This is a genomic window from Agrobacterium sp. K11, assembly GCF_059429395.1.
Window position 1 is genome coordinate 1 of the sequence record NZ_JCAHRB010000023.1, and the last position, 20,053, is coordinate 20,053.

General features: G+C 55.4%; 19 protein-coding genes and 2 pseudogenes. 10 read left to right on the top strand and 11 right to left on the bottom strand.

Annotation, left to right across the window (positions count from 1 at the left end):
• A pseudogene (locus tag AC5SEO_RS26225) lies at positions 1 to 131 on the top strand (transglutaminase family protein); the annotation flags it as partial.
• A gap of 134 nt (positions 132 to 265) precedes the next feature.
• A complete protein-coding gene (locus tag AC5SEO_RS26230) occupies positions 266 to 955 on the top strand; it encodes an aldo/keto reductase (protein WP_100199970.1) in 690 nt (229 codons plus the stop codon).
• Between the two features lie 297 nt (positions 956 to 1,252).
• On the opposite strand, the gene AC5SEO_RS26235 is transcribed toward AC5SEO_RS26230, so the two are convergent.
• The gene (locus AC5SEO_RS26235; protein ID WP_112157605.1) at positions 1,253 to 2,635 is read right to left on the bottom strand and encodes an MFS transporter; all 1,383 of its coding nucleotides are present in this window, start codon (positions 2,633 to 2,635) and stop codon (positions 1,253 to 1,255) included.
• Positions 2,636 to 2,862: 227 nt separating this feature from the next.
• Positions 2,863 to 3,810: a dihydrodipicolinate synthase family protein gene (locus AC5SEO_RS26240; RefSeq protein ID WP_003519114.1), complete on the bottom strand. Its 948-nt coding sequence runs from the start codon at positions 3,808 to 3,810 to the stop codon at positions 2,863 to 2,865.
• Positions 3,811 to 3,974: 164 nt separating this feature from the next.
• Here AC5SEO_RS26240 and AC5SEO_RS26245 point away from each other — a divergent pair, with 164 nt between their 5' ends.
• Entirely contained in the window at positions 3,975 to 5,006 is a 1,032-nt protein-coding gene (locus AC5SEO_RS26245; RefSeq protein WP_112157607.1) for a LacI family DNA-binding transcriptional regulator, read from the top strand.
• Between the two features lie 50 nt (positions 5,007 to 5,056).
• Here the strand turns inward: AC5SEO_RS26245 and AC5SEO_RS26250 are convergent, their stop codons facing one another.
• Positions 5,057 to 5,350, bottom strand: coding sequence for a type II toxin-antitoxin system RelE/ParE family toxin (locus AC5SEO_RS26250; protein WP_080670353.1), 294 nt, complete (start codon positions 5,348 to 5,350; stop codon positions 5,057 to 5,059).
• Complete coding sequence (locus tag AC5SEO_RS26255; protein ID WP_112157611.1) at positions 5,350 to 5,604, bottom strand: type II toxin-antitoxin system ParD family antitoxin; 255 nt, start codon at positions 5,602 to 5,604, stop codon at positions 5,350 to 5,352. Before AC5SEO_RS26255 ends, AC5SEO_RS26250 begins: the two co-directional genes overlap by 1 nt.
• Positions 5,605 to 5,942: 338 nt before the next feature.
• Between AC5SEO_RS26255 and AC5SEO_RS26260 the strand changes: the two genes are divergently transcribed.
• From AC5SEO_RS26260 to AC5SEO_RS26270, 3 genes are all read left to right on the top strand, one after another.
• Positions 5,943 to 6,239, top strand: coding sequence for a type II toxin-antitoxin system HigB family toxin (locus tag AC5SEO_RS26260; RefSeq protein ID WP_112157613.1), 297 nt, complete (start codon positions 5,943 to 5,945; stop codon positions 6,237 to 6,239).
• Positions 6,239 to 6,634, top strand: a complete 396-nt coding sequence (locus tag AC5SEO_RS26265) for a helix-turn-helix domain-containing protein (RefSeq protein ID WP_038497213.1) — start codon at positions 6,239 to 6,241, stop codon at positions 6,632 to 6,634. Before AC5SEO_RS26260 ends, AC5SEO_RS26265 begins: the two co-directional genes overlap by 1 nt.
• 117 nt (positions 6,635 to 6,751) lie before the next feature.
• Complete coding sequence (locus tag AC5SEO_RS26270) at positions 6,752 to 6,940, top strand: hypothetical protein (RefSeq protein ID WP_112157615.1); 189 nt, start codon at positions 6,752 to 6,754, stop codon at positions 6,938 to 6,940.
• A gap of 244 nt (positions 6,941 to 7,184) precedes the next feature.
• Here the strand turns inward: AC5SEO_RS26270 and AC5SEO_RS26275 are convergent.
• Positions 7,185 to 7,934: pseudogene (locus tag AC5SEO_RS26275) on the bottom strand (IS6 family transposase).
• 159 nt (positions 7,935 to 8,093) lie between these two features.
• Between AC5SEO_RS26275 and AC5SEO_RS26280 the strand changes: the two are divergent.
• The 3 genes from AC5SEO_RS26280 to AC5SEO_RS26290 all read left to right on the top strand — a co-directional run bounded on the left by AC5SEO_RS26280 (position 8,094) and on the right by AC5SEO_RS26290 (position 12,046).
• Positions 8,094 to 9,743, top strand: a complete 1,650-nt coding sequence (locus tag AC5SEO_RS26280; protein WP_112157617.1) for a tannase/feruloyl esterase family alpha/beta hydrolase — start codon at positions 8,094 to 8,096, stop codon at positions 9,741 to 9,743.
• Positions 9,744 to 9,774: 31 nt separating this feature from the next.
• On the top strand, positions 9,775 to 10,902 hold the full coding sequence (locus AC5SEO_RS26285) for a serine hydrolase domain-containing protein (RefSeq protein ID WP_112157619.1): 1,128 nt from the start codon (positions 9,775 to 9,777) through the stop codon (positions 10,900 to 10,902).
• A gap of 193 nt (positions 10,903 to 11,095) precedes the next feature.
• Positions 11,096 to 12,046 carry a LysR family transcriptional regulator gene (locus AC5SEO_RS26290; RefSeq protein WP_111791038.1) on the top strand — a complete coding sequence of 317 codons (951 nt, stop codon included), beginning with the start codon at positions 11,096 to 11,098 and terminating at the stop codon, positions 12,044 to 12,046.
• A 26-nt stretch (positions 12,047 to 12,072) separates the two neighbouring features.
• On the opposite strand, the gene AC5SEO_RS26295 is transcribed toward AC5SEO_RS26290, so the two are convergent.
• From AC5SEO_RS26295 to AC5SEO_RS26320, 6 genes are all read right to left on the bottom strand, one after another.
• The gene (locus AC5SEO_RS26295) at positions 12,073 to 13,152 is read right to left on the bottom strand and encodes a serine hydrolase domain-containing protein (protein ID WP_112157621.1); all 1,080 of its coding nucleotides are present in this window, start codon (positions 13,150 to 13,152) and stop codon (positions 12,073 to 12,075) included.
• Between the two features lie 41 nt (positions 13,153 to 13,193).
• The gene (locus AC5SEO_RS26300; RefSeq protein ID WP_112157623.1) at positions 13,194 to 14,183 is read right to left on the bottom strand and encodes an ABC transporter ATP-binding protein; all 990 of its coding nucleotides are present in this window, start codon (positions 14,181 to 14,183) and stop codon (positions 13,194 to 13,196) included.
• A complete protein-coding gene (locus AC5SEO_RS26305; RefSeq protein WP_112157625.1) occupies positions 14,180 to 15,154 on the bottom strand; it encodes an ABC transporter ATP-binding protein in 975 nt (324 codons plus the stop codon). The genes AC5SEO_RS26300 and AC5SEO_RS26305 overlap by 4 nt, the downstream gene beginning before the upstream one ends.
• On the bottom strand, positions 15,151 to 16,038 hold the full coding sequence (locus AC5SEO_RS26310) for an ABC transporter permease (RefSeq protein ID WP_112157627.1): 888 nt from the start codon (positions 16,036 to 16,038) through the stop codon (positions 15,151 to 15,153). The genes AC5SEO_RS26305 and AC5SEO_RS26310 overlap by 4 nt, the downstream gene beginning before the upstream one ends.
• A 13-nt stretch (positions 16,039 to 16,051) precedes the next feature.
• Positions 16,052 to 17,023 carry an ABC transporter permease gene (locus tag AC5SEO_RS26315; RefSeq protein WP_162633006.1) on the bottom strand — a complete coding sequence of 324 codons (972 nt, stop codon included), beginning with the start codon at positions 17,021 to 17,023 and terminating at the stop codon, positions 16,052 to 16,054.
• Positions 17,024 to 17,172: 149 nt separating this feature from the next.
• Positions 17,173 to 18,729, bottom strand: coding sequence for an ABC transporter substrate-binding protein (locus tag AC5SEO_RS26320; protein ID WP_112179058.1), 1,557 nt, complete (start codon positions 18,727 to 18,729; stop codon positions 17,173 to 17,175).
• A gap of 314 nt (positions 18,730 to 19,043) precedes the next feature.
• On the opposite strand from AC5SEO_RS26320, the gene AC5SEO_RS26325 reads away from it, so the two are divergent.
• Positions 19,044 to 20,053 (top strand): IS110 family RNA-guided transposase (locus AC5SEO_RS26325; RefSeq protein WP_495364182.1); only part of this gene is annotated, 1,010 nt, incomplete at its 3' end.

A 20,053-nucleotide genomic window follows, 5' to 3' on the forward strand; every position in this document is an offset into this window, starting at 1 on the left:
GGGTGGCGCGGGATCCGAAGCAGGCAGTTCCTTTGTGGGGAAGTTACGACGGAACAGCCGCTGACTATGAGGGCATGTCAGTCCAGGTCAACGTCACAACGGATGATCGCATCGAAACTGTGCTCAACTGATCGGAACGCATTGCCTATTCCGGCGTTTGCCGCCCAAGCTAGCCTCACGGCAATTCGCCGGCGCAACGGAATTTTATGATGAAGATACCTCGACCGGGTGAACCGACACTTTTTCGCGCCTGCGCCGAACATGCATGATGTTGATTAGTGAGAATGTGTGCTCGCTCGCGGCCTCCGGCATAAACCGCGCTGACCTCTTCGTCACCACCAAGGTCTGGCACGACAAGCTCTCCCCCGATGCCTTGCGACGCTCCTTCGAAACGAGCCTCCGCAAGCTTCGCCTCGACCATATCGATCTCTTCCTCGTGCATTGGCCATCAGCGAAGATGAACATAAGCGCCACGTTCGACGCCATCACCAAACTGAAGGAGGAAGGGTTGGCGCGCCATCGGCGTTTGCAACTTCAACCTGCCATGATACGGCATGCGATCGAGGAAATCGGCGCCCCCATCGCCGTTCATCAAGTGGAATATCATCCGTTCCTGTCGCAGACGCCGATGCTGGATTACCTTCGCCGCAGGGGTATTCCGATGACCGCCTATGCGCCGCTTGCGCAAGGCCGGGCGGCAAAGGATCCCGTTCTCGCTAGGATCGGTGAGAAGCACAGCGCCACCGCAGCCCAGATCGCCATAGCCTGGCTTCTGGATCAGGAAAACGTCATCGCTATCCCCAAAGCCGCTCGCTCGTCCGGCCAGCGAGCCAATCTCGATGCGCTCAACATTCACCTCGACGAGGAGGACCGCGCGGCTATCGCGGCTCTGCCGAAGGACGTACGCTACGTTGATCCACCTTTTGCTCCAGACTGGGAGGCTGCAACACTCTGAAATGGGTGGTCCTTAATCTCGGGCTACGCTCAGGATACCCCTCGATCTAGCCGAGCAACGTGCGCTGGTTGGAGCCAAGGCTATTGGCAGGAACGACCGAATGGGGCGCGCATAGCTGCCTAAGCCTTCGCAGCTTGTAATGCTGTCGCCTTGATGGGAGCCGAACTGACGACCATGAGATATCAGATAAGAAAAACAAAGCGAATCAGCCTGCATTGATCACTTAGTGTCGGAAACGCATGATTGACCCGGCACTTTCATGCAGGGTCAATCATGCTAGGCGGTCAGGATCAATTTTTATGGGGACAACTCCTCCAGAACCCTACCCTTGGTTTCCACTGCGAACACGGCCGTTACTAGCGCTCCAACGACTAATATGACTGCGAATGCGCCGAAAACATACTGAATACCCATTGATGACATCACCCAGCCAACGGCAATCGGCCCCGCTGACGACCCAAGGCGTAGCCAAGCGCTGCCTGTCCCGGTGCCAATGGCACGCAGACGGGTCGGGTAAATTTCTGCCGAATAGAGGTACAGCGAAAACGTCACCGTCTGTAGGATGGCATAGGCCAGTCCGGCAAGGATAAGAACCTGCGTTGCCGATGTGGCCCCCAACCAGGCGAGAACGACGAGCGGAATGGGTGCGATCAGCAGCGCTCCCACATACCAACGCTTGCGTCCAACCTTATCGATGAGCAGTGCGCAGATAATCGCTGCGATCACACCGCCGACTGACGTCATGAAGCCGTAAAATATACTGGTTTCGAGCGGCAGGTTAAAGGTTTGCCGATACAGGGTCGGGAGCCATGTGATCGTGCCATTGGCGACCATATAGGCACAGAACCACATAGCCCAGATAGACAGCGTGCGCTTGAGATAGATGCCCTGGAACAGTTCACGCCAGTCGGATTTGCGGTGCAAGGGAGCCGCTACGATCTTTGGTTCAGGCAACTCGTGACCAGACGAGCGTGCGCTGTTTTCAAATTTGGTCACGATCCTGTCGGCTTCCTCATAGCGCCCGTTGGCAACCAGCCAGCGGGGGGATTCGTGCAGGAACCAACGCAGCGGGATCATCAGGAGCGCAGGAACAAGGCCGACCACAAACATGGCTTTCCAGCCATAAACTGGCACCATAAAGTATCCGATCAATCCCGCACCAACGAGGCCGAGTAAAAACATCACTTCGTACAGAAGAAAGAAACGACCGCGCCCCTTGGAGCCAATCAGTTCATTGATGTAGGCGCTGGCCACAGGAACTTCACCACCCGTTCCAATTCCCTGAACAAATCGAAAAGCCATCATCATTCCAGCGCCGGCTGCGAAGAGGCAAGCGATGTCCATGCTGACGAAAAGCAGGATCGTAAACAGCAGGACCTTGAGACGTCCAATCTTTTCCGCCAACCAGCCGAAGCACACCGCTCCGATGAGTTGCCCCAGATAACCCATAGACAGGATCATGCCGGTCTGGCCGGGCGTGAGATTCCATTCACGGACCAGAACCGGCATGGCATAGGCGATTGCGATGACCGTATAACCATCGAAAAATGTTGCAGCACCAACGATGTTACGAGCCCAGAAAACTTCGCGGGTTACCGGAAGTCGTTCAAGGCGTGCACTGATTTCAGCTTGCGGATCGACGAGCAGCGTAGACGCCGTCAACCTTTGTTCCATGTTCATGATTTCCTCCCTTTGCCTGGCCCACTCCCGGCCTGGCGTCGAACCTGACGGATTGATCGTCTCAGCTTCCGGAATCGTCCGCGGCGATAGTCGGAAGGCATCGCTCATATCGGTGAGGCATGCACGTCGTTACGAACGTGCGATTGCGGCACGTCACCCCCGATGTGCAGCAATATCCCCTCCCCTTGTTTCAACAGCCCCTGCCTTTCAGGCAGGGGCTGTTGTTATTATTCTGCCGCCATCAGTTGGTCGACACGGCCGATACCAGCAGCGTCGAAGGCGGCGAAGATTTCAGCTTCAGCCTTTTCGCCAAGATTCTTGAGCGGCTCGCGGATGGTTGCATGGTCCAGCACGCCACGGTGAACGAGACCAAGTTTCAGCGCAACGGTACCCTCCATGTGAGAGCCTCTGTGATACACGGCGCGCGTGACGGGAAGCAGACGTTCGAATATCTTTCGGGCTTCAGGGTAGTTCTGTGCCTTACCAGCATTGATCAGGTCGATCAGCAGTTCCGGTGCGATATTGCCGTAGCCGACGAGCAAACCATCGACATCAAACATGGTCGGCAACAACCACTCGTCATGGCAACTCAAGACCTGAAGTTTCGGATTGGCCTTTTTCAGCTCCGGGATTTCAACGTACCAGCGCTTCATATTGCGCACGCCGTTCTTGGTTGCGACGACCCCTTCCTGGGTCGCGATCGCAAGCTGGGTATCAAGATCATAGGAGGCTTTGGTCACATCAGGATATTGGAACAGAATGCATTGCAGACCGGATTCCTCCCAGATCGCCTTGTAACGATCTTGCGGTGCGCCTTTTTGAAAACCAAAGCGAAGCCAGCCATGGTTTGGATAGACGAGCGCGCCTGTCGCGCCGGCAGCCTTGCACTTCTTTGCCTCTTGTGCGGCAACCCTCGTTCCTTCACCGGTGATGCCGGCAATGATTGGGATGCGACCATCGACAGCGTCGACATATGTGTGGATGAGCTTGAGACGCTCTTCTTCCGTCAGGAATGTGCCTTCACCGGCGTGGCCGAGAATAACTAGGCTCTTCACGCCATCCATTCCGGCAAGCCATTTGGCAATGCGGGCATTAGCGGCGTAATCGACCTCGCCGTCACGAGTAAATGCAGTGACCGGCGCCGGGCTCAGGCCTCTCATGTCCATTGCTTGCATGGGATATCTCCTCCTCAGATAGCCACTGTTCGCCTCGCGACCAGTGGTGGGATCGTTAATGGGAACGTTCCCACTATCGAACTGGATTTTACTGGAGTCAATAGTTTTTTTGTTGCATGTTCACCCCTAGCGAATGTGAGGGTACCGTGGCGCGGAAAACAGAAATGAAATCAGAGGTCAAAGAGACGGGTCGCCAAACGCGCATAACCATCCACGATGTTGCGTCTGCTGCGGGCGTGTCAAAGTCGACGGTGTCGCGCATTTTAGATGAACGTTTGCCTCAGTCCGACAACGCCACATCCCGGCGAGTGCGCAAAGTCGCAGAGGATATGGGCTACATGCGCGACGTCTCGGCAGCGAGCCTCAGGCGCGGCAATACCATGACGGTTGGTGTGATCGTGCCTCGGTTGACGGATACTGTTATGGCGATGCTGTATGAAGCACTGGCCAAGGCGTGCAGCAAAACGGGACGCTTCGCCATTGTCGCTACGACCGACGACAAGCCTAAAGCTGACAGGCTTGCGGCAGAGTCTCTTCTCAAGAGAGGCGTGGACGGATTGATCTTGTCGACAGCCCGCGAGGACGACGATTTCCCAGAGGTACTCACTGCTCGAGGGATACCTTTTGTTTTAGCTCTCCGCAGTGATGGTCGAAGCCTTTCCTCTGTCGGTGACGATCGATTGGGTGGATATCTCGCAACACGACATCTGCTGGATCTGGGGCATCGACGCATCGGTGTAATCGCCGGACCGTCCTATGCTTCCAGCTCACTTGGACGTGTCGAAGGTTATCGCCGGGCTCTTGAAGAGGCAGGGATCGCTGTCCGCCTGGATTACATCATCCCCTCGACGTTCGGTATCGATGCTGGCGCGGATGCAGCACAGCAGCTTATGCGCCTAGATGATCGTCCTACGGCAATCTTCGCCGTGAACGACAACACCGCAATCGGGGCCTTGTCCGGTCTGTCGCGTATGGGGCTGTCTGTGCCTGACGATATTTCCGTTGTCGGATACAACGACATTCCCATCGTCAGCCACCTTCCAACACCACTAACGACGCTGCGTGTACCTTTTGATCAGATTGCTTCGAATGCTCTGGATCTTCTGGCGAGCGGAACAATTTCAAGCGAAGATCGAATCCGCATCTCCGCTCCAACGCTCATTCCCAGAAAGAGCTCGACCAAACCTCGCTCTTGATGAGATTCGCGTTTACGACCAATATGTTATAAATTCGGCGAAGTGGTTGGTTAGAAAGAATCTCCCGCCCAATCTTCATGGCCGTGACGTATGCGGATGACGAATACGCTCCCGTCTTCAATGACGCGGTACACGACAAGGTGAGCCTTGAAAGGATGGATCCTGACAGGAGGAGAAATCTCATGGCGTTCGCGTGCCATTCTTGGGTTGGTGGCGATGAGTTCGAGCAAGGCAAAAAGCTCATCGTGATATTGTCTGGCGACTAGTGCTCCGAAGATGCGGATGCCTTCTTCTGCAATGGAAATAATATCCTCTTCCGCTTGGACAGATAGGCTAAATGGCATTAAGCGCGTCCGCGGCTGATGTCAGCTCGAGACGTGGCTAAAGCAAACAACTCTTCCGTTGAACGGCTCCCAACTCCGCTTCTGATCCCGTCGTCGACAAATCGCTGCATCTCGGCAATCTTATCCGGACGCGCTTGGTCTCTGCGGATCAGGTCCCGGACATAATCGCTCGCGTTCGAGTATCGACCAGTCTTGGCCTGTGCTTCAACCCAATCTTTCATGGGGTCTGGCAGGGACACATTCATCGTCGCCATTCGAGTCTCCTTAATGCCTCAACATACTCGCTGATGGCAAAGTTTGTCAAACTAATGATTAGGTCGCAATTACAGCACGTTGAAAGGATATGAACCAGCGACCCTGCTAATCAATTTTCCTCGGTTGGGAGATTGTCTTACCAAAGCAATTTCTTGGCACGATTTGAATGAGATCGACCAGCCCTCTTCATCTCATCGCGCCAGCTAGCATCACTGATTGAAGCGCGGTGCGGAAATTAAGCACGATAAAATCCGCATAATTGCGGAGAGTAAACTTGCTATTCTCCGCATCCGATATCCCTCTTGTTCCCAATTTGGGAATATGGTAGACAAAGATTATGCAGATCATCGCCAAGTCTACATTGAGACAATTCTGGGAGCTTCACACTCACACCGAGACGCCCCTGAAAACGTGGCACGCGATGGTCAGCAAAGCCGAATGGGCGACGCCGGCCGATGTGAAGGCAACATTTGGCGCGACGGTAGATTTCGTTTCCGACAATCGCATCATTTTCGACATATCGGGCAACAAATACCGGCTCATTGTCCACGTCGCCTACCCCTACAAACGAGTACTGATCAAGTTCATCGGCACTCACAAGGAATATGACCAGATTAACCCGGAGACAGTGTAATGGACAACATCCGCGCCATCAGAAACGATGATGACCTCGCATGGGCCATTGCAGAGGTCAGTCAGTATTTCGATAACCCGCCCGATCCTTTCAGTACCGATGGTATGCGCTTCGATGTCCTTTCCGATCTCATCGAAGCGTACGAAGACAAGCACTACCCCATCGATGCACCCGAGCCGATTGAACTTATCAAGGCCCACATGGAGCTGACAGGACGCAGCCAGAGTGACCTCGCGACGCTGTTCGCTTCTCGTTCTCGTGCATCTGAAGTGCTGAACAAAAAGCGTGCTCTGACTGTCGAAATGATTCACCGGCTGCACAAGGAATGGGGAATTCCTGCCGATTGCCTTGTTGAGCCTTATCATCTTGACGGTCCGGAACTGAAGTCCGCCTGACGACTGCCAGCGTCATTCCAGAATTCCAGCTAACGCCCGGAGACCAGTCATGATCAACGCCGACGTTATCAAGGAATTCTAAGAGATGCGTACAACAAAGGCGCGCTCGATCTGGGCGTGGGCAGGAAATTTCTCGAGGGTTTCCTCAGGATATTCGCTGGCGAGCACGAAGCCATCCAGGCTGTCGCTTATGCGTCATACCTCGATGAGGATGAGCAGGCGGCGTTGTTGCCGTTGGCGCGGATAACGCCAGAAAGCGCCAGCCATTATCACGCATGGCACCGCCGCATCGAAAAGTCCAACTAAGGCCAGCGCGGCTCGTAATCCATGTTTGAGGTCAGGGAACGAATTCGAGATGGACAAGATACTATATTTACCTGCGAGTGTATTTGATAGGCTATGATGGCAAATTGATGCCACGCTCACTTCGCACGCTTCTCGCTCGTTCTGAAATCCACAACGCATGGCTCCTTGGTTATATGGGTTTCTTTGAACAGGATGGAATGTCACGTTGTTTGCTTAATCCCCGACAAGGCGTTTGCCGATGAGCTTACGCAGTTGCGCCGGTCACGACTTTCCAATGCGCCATTGCGCGGATGAGATGAATGTGGGTGGCTAGGGCTGAGCGTTTCTGATGTGGCGGCACGAAGAGATTTCTGACTGCTGAGAAGACCGGGATAAAACGTTGCAAGCCGCCGACGGAACGGAGGCCCTGCAACATCCGCTCTCGTTTTCGAAGCGGCACGTGAGAATTCTCCGCGCGATTGTTCAGGCCCTTGTGAGATCGATGTTCGACGCCGGGCATTACATCCCGCCTTGCTGCTCCGTATGAGCGCAGTTTGTCGCTGACGATGCGCTCGGCGACAGGCCCTGCTTCTTCAGCACCCTGACCAGCAATCGCTTGGCTGCCTTGGTATCGTGGCCGGCTTGGACGATCTCGTCGAGAACGTAGCCGTCCTGGTCAACGGCGCGCCAAAGCCAATGTCCCATGCCGCCGATGGAAATCGCCACCTCGTCCGAATACCAGATATCCTGTCGTGACGGCTTCTTTCTTCGAAACTGCTTGGCATAAGCCGCCCCGAATTTACGGCCCCATCGCCGAATCGTTTCGTAAGATACGACAATGCCTCGCTTCAACAGCATTTCCTCGACCAACCGCAGACTCAATGGAAACCGCAAATACAGCCAAACCGCATGGGCGATGATCTGCGGCGGAAAGCGGTGGTTCTTGTAACTGATCGTCGTCGAGCTCATCCCGCCCAATTATCCGCCAACCGTTAAGCCGCAGACAACGTGACATCGCCCCTTGCCGCACTTACAAGAACCGCAGGAGCGATCATGCGCCGATCGCAATAATCGGTCTATTATTTGCATTTCTCATGATGGCAATTCTTCCGTTAGTGTCCTCAAAGAGGATATTCTGCTGGCCTTGGAGTGGCTGAGCAGTTGGGAGGAAAACATGACATTTATGCATAGGGCAGCATCACTTAGCGTGATGTCGATCTCGCTCGCCTATACTTTCTGTTCACCTGCAAACGCGGTCGAGAAAGATGCGTCTGCATTGTGCTCCGCGTTGGAGAAAGCAGATATTTCGGCATCCAAAATAACGCTTCCGACCAAAGGCGCAAAGGTAATGTCCGCCACGCTGATCAGGGCTTCTGATCTCTCCAGTCAAAACGGCGAATATTGCAAAATCATTGGAGAGACGAACCCGGTCGATTCCAAGGGACCTAAGATCGTCTGGCAGGTCAATCTCCCAACCGCTTGGAACGGCAAGCTCCTGCAATATGGCGGCGGTGGCTACAATGGAAGCCTGCCACCAACCACGGACAAGACAACACTTGGCCTCGATGTCGCGCCCACTCCGCTGGCGCAAGGATATGTCACATTCGGAAGCGATTCAGGACATCAGGCACCCAATGCGGATGATGCTTCATTTGCCAAAAATGACGAGGCGATGCTGAATTACGGGTATATGCATATCAAAAAAACCCTCGATGTTGCCAAGGTTCTTGTCGAGGAACGATACCGTAAGCCAATATCGAGAGTATATTTCCAAGGTGGCTCTACAGGTGGACGCGAGGGGTTGACGGCGGCATCCCGCTGGCCGGAAGCCTATGATGGTATTCTCACGAATTATCCTACGGCCAATTTCGTTGGCCTCAGACTATGGGGCGCAGCCCTTGCACGCGCGGTCTATGATAATAATTCAGCCGGATGGATTCCACCGAAGCTGGTAGAGACGATTTCAAAAGAGGCCTTAAAGTCTTGCGATGGGCTGGATGGTGTCGAAGACGGCCTGATCAGCAACATGCAAGCATGCCGGGCTCAATCAAAAGTCTTGGTCGAGCGCCTCTCCTGCAAAGGTGACACAACTGGAAATCCCGAAGACTGCCTCACGAAAACGCAGATCGACCGTACGCTGAATATTTATCACGAAGGCTACTCGCTGCCCTACAAGCTGGGGAACGGCATCGATACCTATCCCGGCTATAACAGCCTGGAAGGCATTATGATGCAACTGGGGTCGGAGCCTGAAATCCGTAATCCTCCAGTGTCCGGCCCGAATGCCCATCACTCCAGCCGCTCGTTCGAATTTCTGCAAAATTTCGTTTCGCGTGACCAGCCGCTCGATCTCTTGTCTTTCGAAATTCGCGAGCCAGGCAAGCTCAAGGAAAGGATCGTCGAACTTTCGAATATTATCGGCGCAACACGTACCGACTGGTCCGCGTTCAGCGCCCGTGGTGGCAAAATCATTTGGCTTCAGGGCGATGACGATCCGAGCGTAAGTCCCCTCGGCAATGCAAAACTATTCGAGTCGATCGTAGCAAAGATGGGCAAGGAAAAAGTCAAAGAATTCATGCGCTTCTACCTTGTTCCCGGTCTTGCCCACGGAGGCGGTCGCTTCTCACCAACCTGGGACAATCTGACGGCTTTGGACAATTGGGTGGAAAACGACGTTCCGCCTGTGCGTCCAATCGTTATGGACGCCACCAAATCCTCCACGAAGGGACGCACCCGACCGCTCTGCGAATATCCGTCATGGCCGAAATACAAAAGTGATGGCGACGTTGCGATGGCGTCGAGCTTTACTTGCGCAACCAACTGACAATCAATTAATACCCTGCGGGAGGATATCTATGGCCTTTGGTCCCAAACTATCGAGACGCTCTGTTCTTGCAGGGTCGGCAGTCTCTACTTTCACCGCTGTCGGCCTGATCAAACAGACGGCATCTGCAGCAGATCCAATCTCATGTGCTGGTCCTGCGTCGGACAAACCATGGACGACCGTCAAGGACGTTGCATCGGCTGGTTGGTCGCGAGAGAAACTTGCGCAGATGGAGGCGGAACTCTACCCGCTACCCACCACATCCATGATGGTCTTGCAGGGCGGTGAGATCGTCTATCGTTACGGGAATATTTCCGATGTCAGCTACCTTGCATCAGCCAGAAAAAGCGTCTTGTCGATGCTGTTCGGACGTTATGTGGCCGAGGGCAAGATCGACCTGAACATGACGATAGGAGATGTCGGCATCGAGGAGGATGACGGACTTCTGCCTTTGGAAAAAACCGCAAGAATCAAGGATCTGCTGACATCGAGTTCCGGCGTCTATCATGCGGCGGGTAGTCCCGGTGGTAACGAGAACACGCCGGAACGAGGCAAGACCGAACCTGGCTCCGTCTTTCTATACAACAATTGGGATTTCAATGTTCTCGGTGCCGTTTTCGAAAAGCGGACCGGCAAGACAGTTTTCCAGGCGCTAAAGGAAGATATCGCCGAACCGCTGGGATTTGAGGATTTCGAAATAGATAGACAGAGAATGATGGGGTATGAAAACCAGTCTCCTTACCTCGCCTACCACTTGTTCCTCTCCGCTCGCGACATGGCGCGCCTGGGGCAATTGATGCTCCAAGGCGGAAAGTGGGACGGGAAGACGATCGTGCCGGAGACTTGGACCACCGAGAGCACCAAAATGCGGTTTACGCCGGAACAGACCAAGAGCAAGGAAGGACTTGGATATGGTTATCTCTGGTGGATACCAACATCCAGCGATCCTGCATTCAAAGGCTCCTACCTGATGAATGGCAATTTTGGGCAGTTCGTTCTGTGCCTTCCCGCCATCGATACGGTCATCGTCCACCGCCGCGCCGTCACGGACGAATTTGCAGTCGCGCGAAATCTGGGCAAGACCACCTACGAGCCGACGAAGGTCACAGCAGGCGATTTTCTTAAAATTGCCGAAGCTGTCGTTGCCGCCAGAACATAGCATAAGCTGCGGCACCCAAACTTTCTTGGATTCGCTCACGAGTTGCGCGTGCACACTCCGGGTGCCTGTTTCGTCTCCCTGCCATAGCAAGTTTCGCTTAAGAATTGTGCTCGCAGGCGAGTTCCTATCTTTTCGGACTGACGTCCGTGCCATTATGATCACGGTACGTTTCAAGGGAATAGGCGGGGTTCGCATGCAGCGGTTTCAATTGGGGTCGATAGATCTCAACCTTCTAAAGGTTATCTATGCCTTGGTCGTGAAGGGCAATATGACAGCAGCCGGCCAATATATCGGTCTCTCCCAGCCAGCAATGAGCCATGCGCTGAAACGCGTCCGCGCCATAACCGGCGACGACCTTTTCAAGAAGACGTCGGGTGGCTTCGTGATGACCCGTTATTGTACGGAGATATTTCCGGCGGTCCGGCGCATCATCGAAGACACGGAAGCGGTTATGTTATCGAAGCAGAGCTTTGATCCCACAACGTCCCATCATGCATTCAGGATCGGGATGAACGATTACTTCTCCGTGGTTCTGATGCCGCGTCTCGTGGAGCGCGTTCGCTCTGCGGCAGAACATTGCGTTCTGGAAGTCATTCACATGCCCCGCACAGGCGTTGCCAACAATCGCAATTTCCTGCCCGTCGTTCAGGAACAGCTTGATGAGGGCACGATTGATGTCGCCGTCATGACGGCAGACAATTTTCCGGCTCGCTATCGCTGCACGTCACTGTTTACCGAGCGCAGAGTGTGCATCATGTCCGCGCAGAACCCGGCGGCAAGGGAACCGCTGACGCTGGATGCATTGCTGTCTCTCGGCCATGTAAAAGTCACGTCTGCGCCGAGCCGTCGCGGCTGGATCGACGAGCGTCTGGATGCGATGGGTCTCGAGCGCCGGGTCGTGGCTGTGGTCCCACATTTCTCCGCTGCGGTCGCCATCGTCTCACGCAGTGATCTCGTCGCCATCATGCCGGAAAGCGTTGCGAAACTTTTCGAGCGCTCACACGAGCTATTGTTGCTGGAATCGCCTTTTGCGGAGGAAAAACAATCCACCAGCATGATCTGGCTTGCCGAAAAGGAGCGTGATCCGGCAAGCTTCTGGTTGCGAGAGCAGATTTCGGCCTGTTTTAGAGACGATCTGTCATAACAGGCATGCCTGCCTAAGCGGTTGCGTTATCGGGCCCTGAGTTTCGCCGCGATAAATTGATCGGCGACGCCCAGGAAATTTTCCATAGTGACCGACGACAATTCTTCCTTGAAGCTTCCATCGTTGCGCGCGATTGCAAGATCGTCAGGAATGGAGCGCCGGTTGACAAACACCATATCCAGCGCAGGCAGGCACAGAATAAACTGCCCGAAATGCCCCGCCGCGACACAGGCGCCTTCCCATTCAGGCGTGTCCTTGGTCACGACTGGTATCCACCACAGGTAACTGTAGCCGGCAATCCGAGATTTTTCACTCTCGTTCATCTTGCCTGCAGGGACATGGATGCGCGTGCTTTCCGCTACCCAACTGGCCGGTACGATTTGCTCGTCACGCCAACGCCCGTTCCGCACCATCGTCAGACCCAGCCTTGCCATGTCCCTTCCCGACAGGAAGAAGTGATAGGCGAGATAGCGGGAGGCCCCTTCATAACCCATCATACGCTGGCGCGAGGGATCGAAATCCTGCATGCCCATCGGACCAGCGAAATCTTCCTCGAACGCCTTGAATACGCTGCGACCGGTCAACTGCTCGAAAGCCGCACCCAGGACGTTGAAGTCCCAGTTATTATAATGAAAATGGTCACCGGGCTTTTTCGAGCCACGCGCGGGAATGTTCTTCATATTGCTGCCGGGGCTGCCTGGCCGGTGGTAGACACCCGAACTGCTGATCAAAAGATCGCGAAGCGTCGCCGTCTTTTCGATCGGGAGGAGGCCGTGGTCCTCATCGATATTCAGATCCGCCATGGTCAGATCGAGATCGATTTTCCCTTCAGCGACAGCGCTGCCGAAGAGCATGGAGAGAATGCTTTTTCTGGTCGAAGCGAGATAGCTGACTTCGGAGACATCGCCATAGGTGTAAAGGGTCCGCCCACCAGCGACCACCATGAAAGAGGTGGTGGGCAGGGCATCGAGCACGGCGCCGACATTTTCTCGAACCTCGGTGGAGAGACCGTGCTCTTCAGGAGAGCCGACCATCGCCCACTCCTTGGCGGGAAACTCGTTGCTGACAGGTTGAGGCTGGCGTTCCAGAGGTGCTGAAACAGACATGTTGCATCCTTTTAACGTTCAGGTTTATCGATTGTGGGAGGTCAATCGTTTAGATGGCAGGCACTTTTGTGGCCTGAGCCGATGGCCCGAAGCTTCGGTCTTTCGACACGACAACGCTCCATCGCAAAGGGACAGCGAGGATGGAAATGACATCCCGGTGGCGGCGACAGGGGGCTTGGGATTTCTCCTTCGATTGCTGAAAAGCGCCGCTTGACGGGATCGAGGCTCGGTCGCTCCTGAAGAAGCGCGCGCGTGTAAGGGTGGTTTGGGTGCGAAAAGAGCTCGCCGACGGGCGCTTCCTCCACCACACGTCCCAGATACATGACCACGACGCGGTCGGATATGTGTTCGACCACCGAGAGATCGTGACTGATGAAAAGGTAGGTGAGATCCAGCTGCTCTCTCAGATCAAGAAAAAGATTGAGGATCTGCGCCTGTATGGAGACATCAAGCGCAGCAACGGATTCATCGCAGATCAGCATATCGGGCTGAACGGCCAGTGCGCGCGCAATGCCGATACGCTGGCGCTGACCACCACTGAACTGATGCGGAAACCGGCTGGCCATGGACGGATCGAGCCCCGATCGCTCCATCTGCTGGCTGACATAATCATCAAGTCCGCGTGCCGAGGTCATGCCGTGATGCAAAGGCGCTGCTCCGATGATATCGCGCACGCGCTGTCGCGGATTGAGCGAGGAGGATGGGTCCTGAAAGATCATCTGGACCTTCAGTCGCGCATCTTCTGCGTCCCCCTTGGTCATCTCCCCCAGCTGTTTGCCGCGAAACAGGACCGAGCCTTCCGAGGCTTGCAGAAGCCCTGCCACAACGCGACCAAGAGTGGATTTTCCGCACCCGGATTCCCCCACAATGCCAACGACTTCACGTTCTGCCACGGTGATACTGACATCATCCAGCGCCCGCACGACCGGGTTTGGAGCTTTCAGCCCCATCATCTCCGCGCCGCGTTCAACCACACCGGATTTGCGGCTGAAGCGCTTGCTGACGTTGCGCACTTCCAATCGATTGCTCACGATGGCGCTCCTTTCATGACGGGGTGAAAACAGCGAAGCAGTCGTCCCTCCACGCCCTCGAGCGCGGGAGGGTTGAGACAGATATCCGTGGCTGACGAACAGCGTGGGCGGAAGGCGCAACCCTTCGGCATGTTGGCGACCGAGGGCGTGGTGCCGGATATCTGCCTTAGCCGCGCGCCGCGCTGGTTATGAGCGGGCAAGCTTGCGATCAGGCCATTGGTGTAGGGGTGCAAAGGCCGCCGAAGCAAGTCGGCCGTAGAGCCCTGTTCCACAATGCGTCCCGCATACATGACCGACAACCGTTCGGCCAAACCGGCAACAACTGAAAGATCGTGCGTGACCCATATCAGAGCGGTGCCCTTCTCGCGGGCAAGTTTCTGCACGATCGAGAGAATTTGCGCTTGGATCGTCACATCGAGTGCGGTCGTCGGCTCATCTGCAATGATGAGGTCCGGTGACATCAAAAGTGCGATGGCAATCGCAACTCGCTGCCTCATGCCCCCGGAGAACTGATGTGGATAGGCGCTCAGGCGCTCCTCCGGGCTCGGAATACCAACCATTCCCAATGCGTCCCTCGCGCGCTCCCGCGCAATCTGTTTGCTGACGGATTGATGTGCGTGGACGACCTCCATCATCTGAGTATCGATGCGAAGCACAGGATTTAGCGTCGACATCGGATCTTGGAAAATCATCGCAATCCGGTTGCCCCGGATGGATTGTAGCTCCTTCTGCGACGCACTTCGCAAGTCCCGACCCTTGAACAGGATCTTCCCGCTGGTGACCTCAACGGGCCTATCGAGCAGACCCATTATGGAGAGCCCGGTGACTGATTTTCCGGATCCGGATTCACCAACCAGCCCCATGACTTCGCCTGCCGCGAGGCTGATATTGATGTCATCGATAAGGGTGACATTGCCTTGCTCGGTCGCGACCTCGGTTTTCAGACCTTTGATTTCAAGCATGGCACTCATCTCCGTGCAGCCTTCGGATCCAACAACTGGCGCAGACGATCTCCAACGAGATTGATGGCAAAGATCGTGACCAGAAGTGCGACACCGGGGAAAAGAGCGATCCAGTAGGTTCCCGACAGCACGAACTCATACCCGCTGGAAATCAGAAGCCCGAGCGAAGGTTCGGTAACCGGAACACCGAGACCCAGAAAGCTCAATGTTGCCTCAAGCGTAATGGCGCGTGCCACCTGCATGGTCAGCAACACCACGAGAGGCGACAGACAGTTCGGCAGCAACTGGCGAAATAGTATGTTACGGTGCGGCAGTCTCAGCGAACGCGCCGCCTCTACATATTCCCGACGAAGCTCGGTCAGGGCCGCGCCCCGCGCCGTGCGGGCATATGTCGCCCATTCGACTAGAACGATGGCGAAGACGACGTTGCCAACGCTTTTGCCGAGAAGTGCAAGGATCAACAGCGCGGACAGGATGGTTGGAAAGGAAAGCTGAAGATCGACAAGCCGCATCATCGCGTTTTCAAGCTTTCCGCCGACATAGGCCGCCGTCAGCCCGAACGCCGTTCCGATGATGAATGCGAGCGCCGCCGAGCCAAGCCCGACGATCAGGCTTATCCGCAAGCCATAGAGAATGGCCGACAGCATGTCGCGTCCCTGATCGTCGGATCCGAACAGAAACGTAAAGCCGGCCGAGGACTGCGTGCCCGGAGCCATTCGCCCATCCATGATGTCCAGCTGCATCAGATCGTACGGGTTCTGTGGAGACAGATATGGCGCAAACACGGCCATGAGCACGATCAGGATGATCAGGACCAGCCCAAGGACAGCCAATGGCGCGCGCGCGAACTGCCGCAGGAATTGCAGGCTGATGCGAAATTTCGAAGAGGTCATAGCCGCTTGCACGTCATTCTCCCTGGAGCCGGATGCGTGGATCGAGCAGCCTGTAAGCGACATCGACGACGAGGTTGATGATGACGAACATGATGACCACAAGCATGAGGTAAGCGACGATCACGGGACGATCGAGTGCGGCAATACTGTCGATGATGATTTTGCCGACACCCGGCCAGGCAAAGATGGTTTCTGTCACAACCGAAAATGCTATCGTTTGACCGATATCCAGACCCACGACGGTGACCACCGGGATCATCACGTTCTTAAGCACATGGACGCTGAGAATTCGCCGGGGCGACAGGCCTTTTGCGCGGGCAAAACGCACATATTCGCTCGACATCGCCTCGCGCACGCCCGCTTCGGTCAACCGCGTCACCATCGAAATGTTGAAAAGCGAGAGACTGATGGCCGGCAGGAGCATGTGCCGAAGCCCATCGAGCGTGACGAAGGACCAGGGTATTCCGAAGATGATCTCGGTCGCCCCCCGCCCGGAGCTTGGAAGCCAGCCGAGCTGGACGCTGAAAATCATGATAAGCAGGATCGCGATCCAGAAGATGGGTAGGCTGAAACCGAAGATAGAGCCGATCATGATAATCCGTGCGAAGGCGCTTTCGGGCTTCCAGCCTGCGGCAAGCCCAAGCGGCACGCCGATGATCACGGAAAGCAGCACGGCCGCGAGGGCGAGCTCCAGCGTTGCAGGCAAGCGAGACAGGATCAATTCGACCGCCGGCTCCTTATAGACATAGCTGACACCGAGATTGCCCTGCACAAGCCCTTTGAGGAAGAGAAAGAACTGCTCGTGAAGAGGACGGTCGAGACCGAGATCCGCGATCAATCTCAGGCGATCGTCATGCGTCGCTTCAGGTGGGAGCAAGGTTTCTATCGGGCTGCCGATCAGGTGAAGACCGACAAATACAATCAGGGCCATTGCCAGAGCGACCAGGATCGCTTGCAACAGGCGCTGGAAAATCCATAGGGTCATGATACCCTCTTTTATTGATGAAGTACCAACCATCCGATGTCGGCATGGTAGTGGAGCGTATTATAGCCGACATTTGCCGAGACGACTTGGCCATCGTGATCGCCATAAAAGCAGGCTGGCGCCGTGGCACCAGCCGCTTGTCTTGCAGTCTACTCGGAAATGTCCTTCGCAAGGGTGCGCTCATCGATACGAGGGGCATAGGACAGACCCTTGCGCATTACCCAGGCATTGCTCTGCTGATAGAGCGGAATAATGGCTCCATCTGCCACGGCAACCTTGACGGCTTCGATAAGGGCCGTTTCACGCGCTTTGTCATCGTAGATCGTCATTGCCTTGGAAACCAGATCGTCAAGGGCCGGATTGGAGTAACCGCTATCATTGGCGGCACCCAGCCCGCGCTTCGGATCGACAGTCCCGATCACATTAACCAGCATGGAACTGGCGTCGTAAGTCGCGTTACCAAGACCCAGAAGCTTCATCGCAAATTCCGATTTGCGTGAGGAGAACGTTGTCCAGGGAAGAGCTTCCACGTTCGTCTTCACGCCAATTCTCGTCCACATCTGCGCAATCGCCTGAACCACGGCGGGCGCATTGGGGTATCGATCGTTCGGTACGTGGACCGTAAGCTGGAAGCCTTCGGGATATCCGGCATCGGCGAGGAGCTTTTTTGCGCCCGCAGGATCAGGCTTGGGCGGCTGGATGTCGGGCGTGTAGGAGAAAGAGCCCTTGGGAAGCCATTGGCCGGACGCCGTTGCGGTACCTTCCATGATCTTGTCGACAATACCTTCGCGATTGATCGCCTCGGAAAGTGCGTTACGCACGCGCGGATCCGCCAGGGGATTTTTCTCCAGCGCTTCCCCCTTCGGCCCCTTCACGTTGGCCTTCCAGGCATCACCTGATGTCGATGGCGCCAGGTATATGACCCGCAGGCCCGGAGTGCTGACAAAGGAGAGATTGGCGGTGGTTTTAAAGCGAGCGATGTCAGTTGCAGCCGGCGCATCTATCACATCGACATCACCTGCCAGAGCTGCGGTGGTGCGAGCACTTGCACTGGAAATCATACGATACGTCGCATGGTCCCATGTCACTTTCTTGCCCCACCAGTCGGAATTGCGCTCAAGCGCCACCTCGATGCCCTGTTTGAATGTCGTAAAACGAAATGCACCAGTGCCGATCGCCGCCTTGCCGGAATTATAGTCGGCAGTGTCAGCGCCTTCGCCTGCATGGCGAGAAATGATGGCGATATTCGCGAGATCACCAGGAAGCGTCGGTGCTGGTGCCTTAGTGTTGATAATGACGGCGGTGTCGCCGTCCACCTCGACGCTGGAAATGTTACGCATGAAACCGCCGAAGCCGCCCGGGCTGTTCGGCACGCTTCCAGCGCGACCCAGCGTGAAAACCACATCGTCTGATGTGAAGGGTTTGCCATCGTGCCACTTCACACCCTCGCGAAGGGTAAAGCGCCATTTGGTCTCAGAGACGGATTCCCACTTCGTCGCCAGACCTTCGACCAACTGACCGTCGGCAGTGCGCTCAGTCAGCCTATCGAAAATTTGCATAGCAATCGAATTGTTGGGCGACGCGTTGTAAAAATGCGGATCGATGGACGTGACAGTGCCACTGAGGCCAATCGTGAGGTCCTTGGCAAGGACGGGGCAAGCGACAACGCTCGCGATGCCAGCAAAGACAATTACGTATTTTATCATTTTTTGGTTCCCGCTTTTCGGCTGACGGAAGGTGTCATGCCTGTTTTTTCTGATTATCAACGGCCGATAAAATTTAACAAATGAATGTTTTTAGTGATCATCATTCTCCAAATGAATAACGCTGCTCGCTATTGGGTTGTTGATAACCTCTCGCACAGAAACGATTGCCGTACACAGTCATGGCTAGCGATAACGTTCGACCGGGATTTGAGCAGGATGTTGGATGCCACTGATGGGTTGGATGCCCCTCCCGCCGGCATCGCCATGTGCCAAGACGGTGGTGCGTAAAGTCACCAACAAAGGAGGAGGCATTAATGGAGGAAGTTAGTATCGTCGGCGTCGACCTTGCAAAGCAGGTTTTTCAAGTCCACGGCGCGACTGCCGATGGCCGTGTTTTGTTTCGCAAGAAACTGTCGCGGTCGCAATTTCAGAGATGTATGGCCGGACTTCGGCCGTGTGTTGTTGCGATGGAGGCGTGTGGCACGGCGCATTATTGGGGCCGAGAGTTTGCAAGCATGGGGCATGACGTTCGGCTCATTCCCCCAGTCTACGTGAAGGCCTTCGTCAAAAGGCAAAAGAATGATGTTGCTGACGCCGAGGCTGTAGCGGAGGCTGCAATGCGGCCGACGATGCGGACCGTCGCTGTAAAAACGTCTGAGCAGCAAGCTCGTGCAATGTTATTCCGGACCCGCGATCTTCTCGTCGGTCAGAGAACGCAAATGGTGAACGCCCTACGAGGCCATCTGGCAGAGCACGGTATCTTCGTGGGCAAAGGGTTAGGCAACGTGGAGCGACTGGCGACGCTCATCACGTCGGAGGATCTGCCTGAGTTGGTACGGACCATGGGACGCCTTTATCTCAGTCAGATCACTCAGTTGCACGAAGAGATTGATCAGATCGATCGTCGTATCGCGGCGGAGGCGAAACAAAGCGATATCGTTCGACGGCTGCAGAAAGTGCTTGGGATCGTGCGGATCTGCGCGATGGCAATCACAGCCTTCGCGCCGCCTATGGAGGCATTCCGAAGTGGTCGCGATTTTGCAGCCTGGCTTGGCCTTGTCCCGGGACAACACTCGAGCGGAGGCAAGCAAAAGCTTGGCCGTACCTCGAAGATGGGCCAACGAGATATCAGAAGGCTTTTGATTATAGGCGCGATGTCTGTTGTGCATTGGAAGGGCCGAGGCGGTGGAAGACCGGGTTCCTGGCTCTCGAGTATGCTGGGCCGAAAGCCGCGCATGCTGGTGGCGATCGCGATGGCAAACAAGCTATTGTCAATCGGCGTCGTAACGGGACCCCTTATCGGCTCCCAAAAGGGACCCCTGCC

Excerpts from the sequence above, each read along its gene's own strand:
- AC5SEO_RS26250 (WP_080670353.1), bottom strand. The coding sequence starts at position 5,350 with ATGCCATTTAGCCTATCTGTCCAAGCGGAAGAGGATATTATTTCCATT.
- AC5SEO_RS26310 (WP_112157627.1), bottom strand. The coding sequence starts at position 16,038 with ATGACCTCTTCGAAATTTCGCATCAGCCTGCAATTCCTGCGGCAGTTC.
- AC5SEO_RS26255 (WP_112157611.1), bottom strand. The coding sequence starts at position 5,604 with ATGGCGACGATGAATGTGTCCCTGCCAGACCCCATGAAAGATTGGGTT.
- AC5SEO_RS26285 (WP_112157619.1), top strand. The coding sequence starts at position 9,775 with ATGGCCTTTGGTCCCAAACTATCGAGACGCTCTGTTCTTGCAGGGTCG.
- AC5SEO_RS26305 (WP_112157625.1), bottom strand. The coding sequence starts at position 15,154 with ATGAGTGCCATGCTTGAAATCAAAGGTCTGAAAACCGAGGTCGCGACC.
- AC5SEO_RS26265 (WP_038497213.1), top strand. The coding sequence starts at position 6,239 with ATGGACAACATCCGCGCCATCAGAAACGATGATGACCTCGCATGGGCC.
- AC5SEO_RS26235 (WP_112157605.1), bottom strand. The coding sequence starts at position 2,635 with ATGAACATGGAACAAAGGTTGACGGCGTCTACGCTGCTCGTCGATCCG.
- AC5SEO_RS26280 (WP_112157617.1), top strand. The coding sequence starts at position 8,094 with ATGACATTTATGCATAGGGCAGCATCACTTAGCGTGATGTCGATCTCG.
- AC5SEO_RS26315 (WP_162633006.1), bottom strand. The coding sequence starts at position 17,023 with ATGACCCTATGGATTTTCCAGCGCCTGTTGCAAGCGATCCTGGTCGCT.
- AC5SEO_RS26230 (WP_100199970.1), top strand. The coding sequence starts at position 266 with ATGATGTTGATTAGTGAGAATGTGTGCTCGCTCGCGGCCTCCGGCATA.
- AC5SEO_RS26240 (WP_003519114.1), bottom strand. The coding sequence starts at position 3,810 with ATGCAAGCAATGGACATGAGAGGCCTGAGCCCGGCGCCGGTCACTGCA.
- AC5SEO_RS26290 (WP_111791038.1), top strand. The coding sequence starts at position 11,096 with ATGCAGCGGTTTCAATTGGGGTCGATAGATCTCAACCTTCTAAAGGTT.
- AC5SEO_RS26295 (WP_112157621.1), bottom strand. The coding sequence starts at position 13,152 with ATGTCTGTTTCAGCACCTCTGGAACGCCAGCCTCAACCTGTCAGCAAC.
- AC5SEO_RS26260 (WP_112157613.1), top strand. The coding sequence starts at position 5,943 with ATGCAGATCATCGCCAAGTCTACATTGAGACAATTCTGGGAGCTTCAC.
- AC5SEO_RS26245 (WP_112157607.1), top strand. The coding sequence starts at position 3,975 with ATGAAATCAGAGGTCAAAGAGACGGGTCGCCAAACGCGCATAACCATC.
- AC5SEO_RS26320 (WP_112179058.1), bottom strand. The coding sequence starts at position 18,729 with ATGATAAAATACGTAATTGTCTTTGCTGGCATCGCGAGCGTTGTCGCT.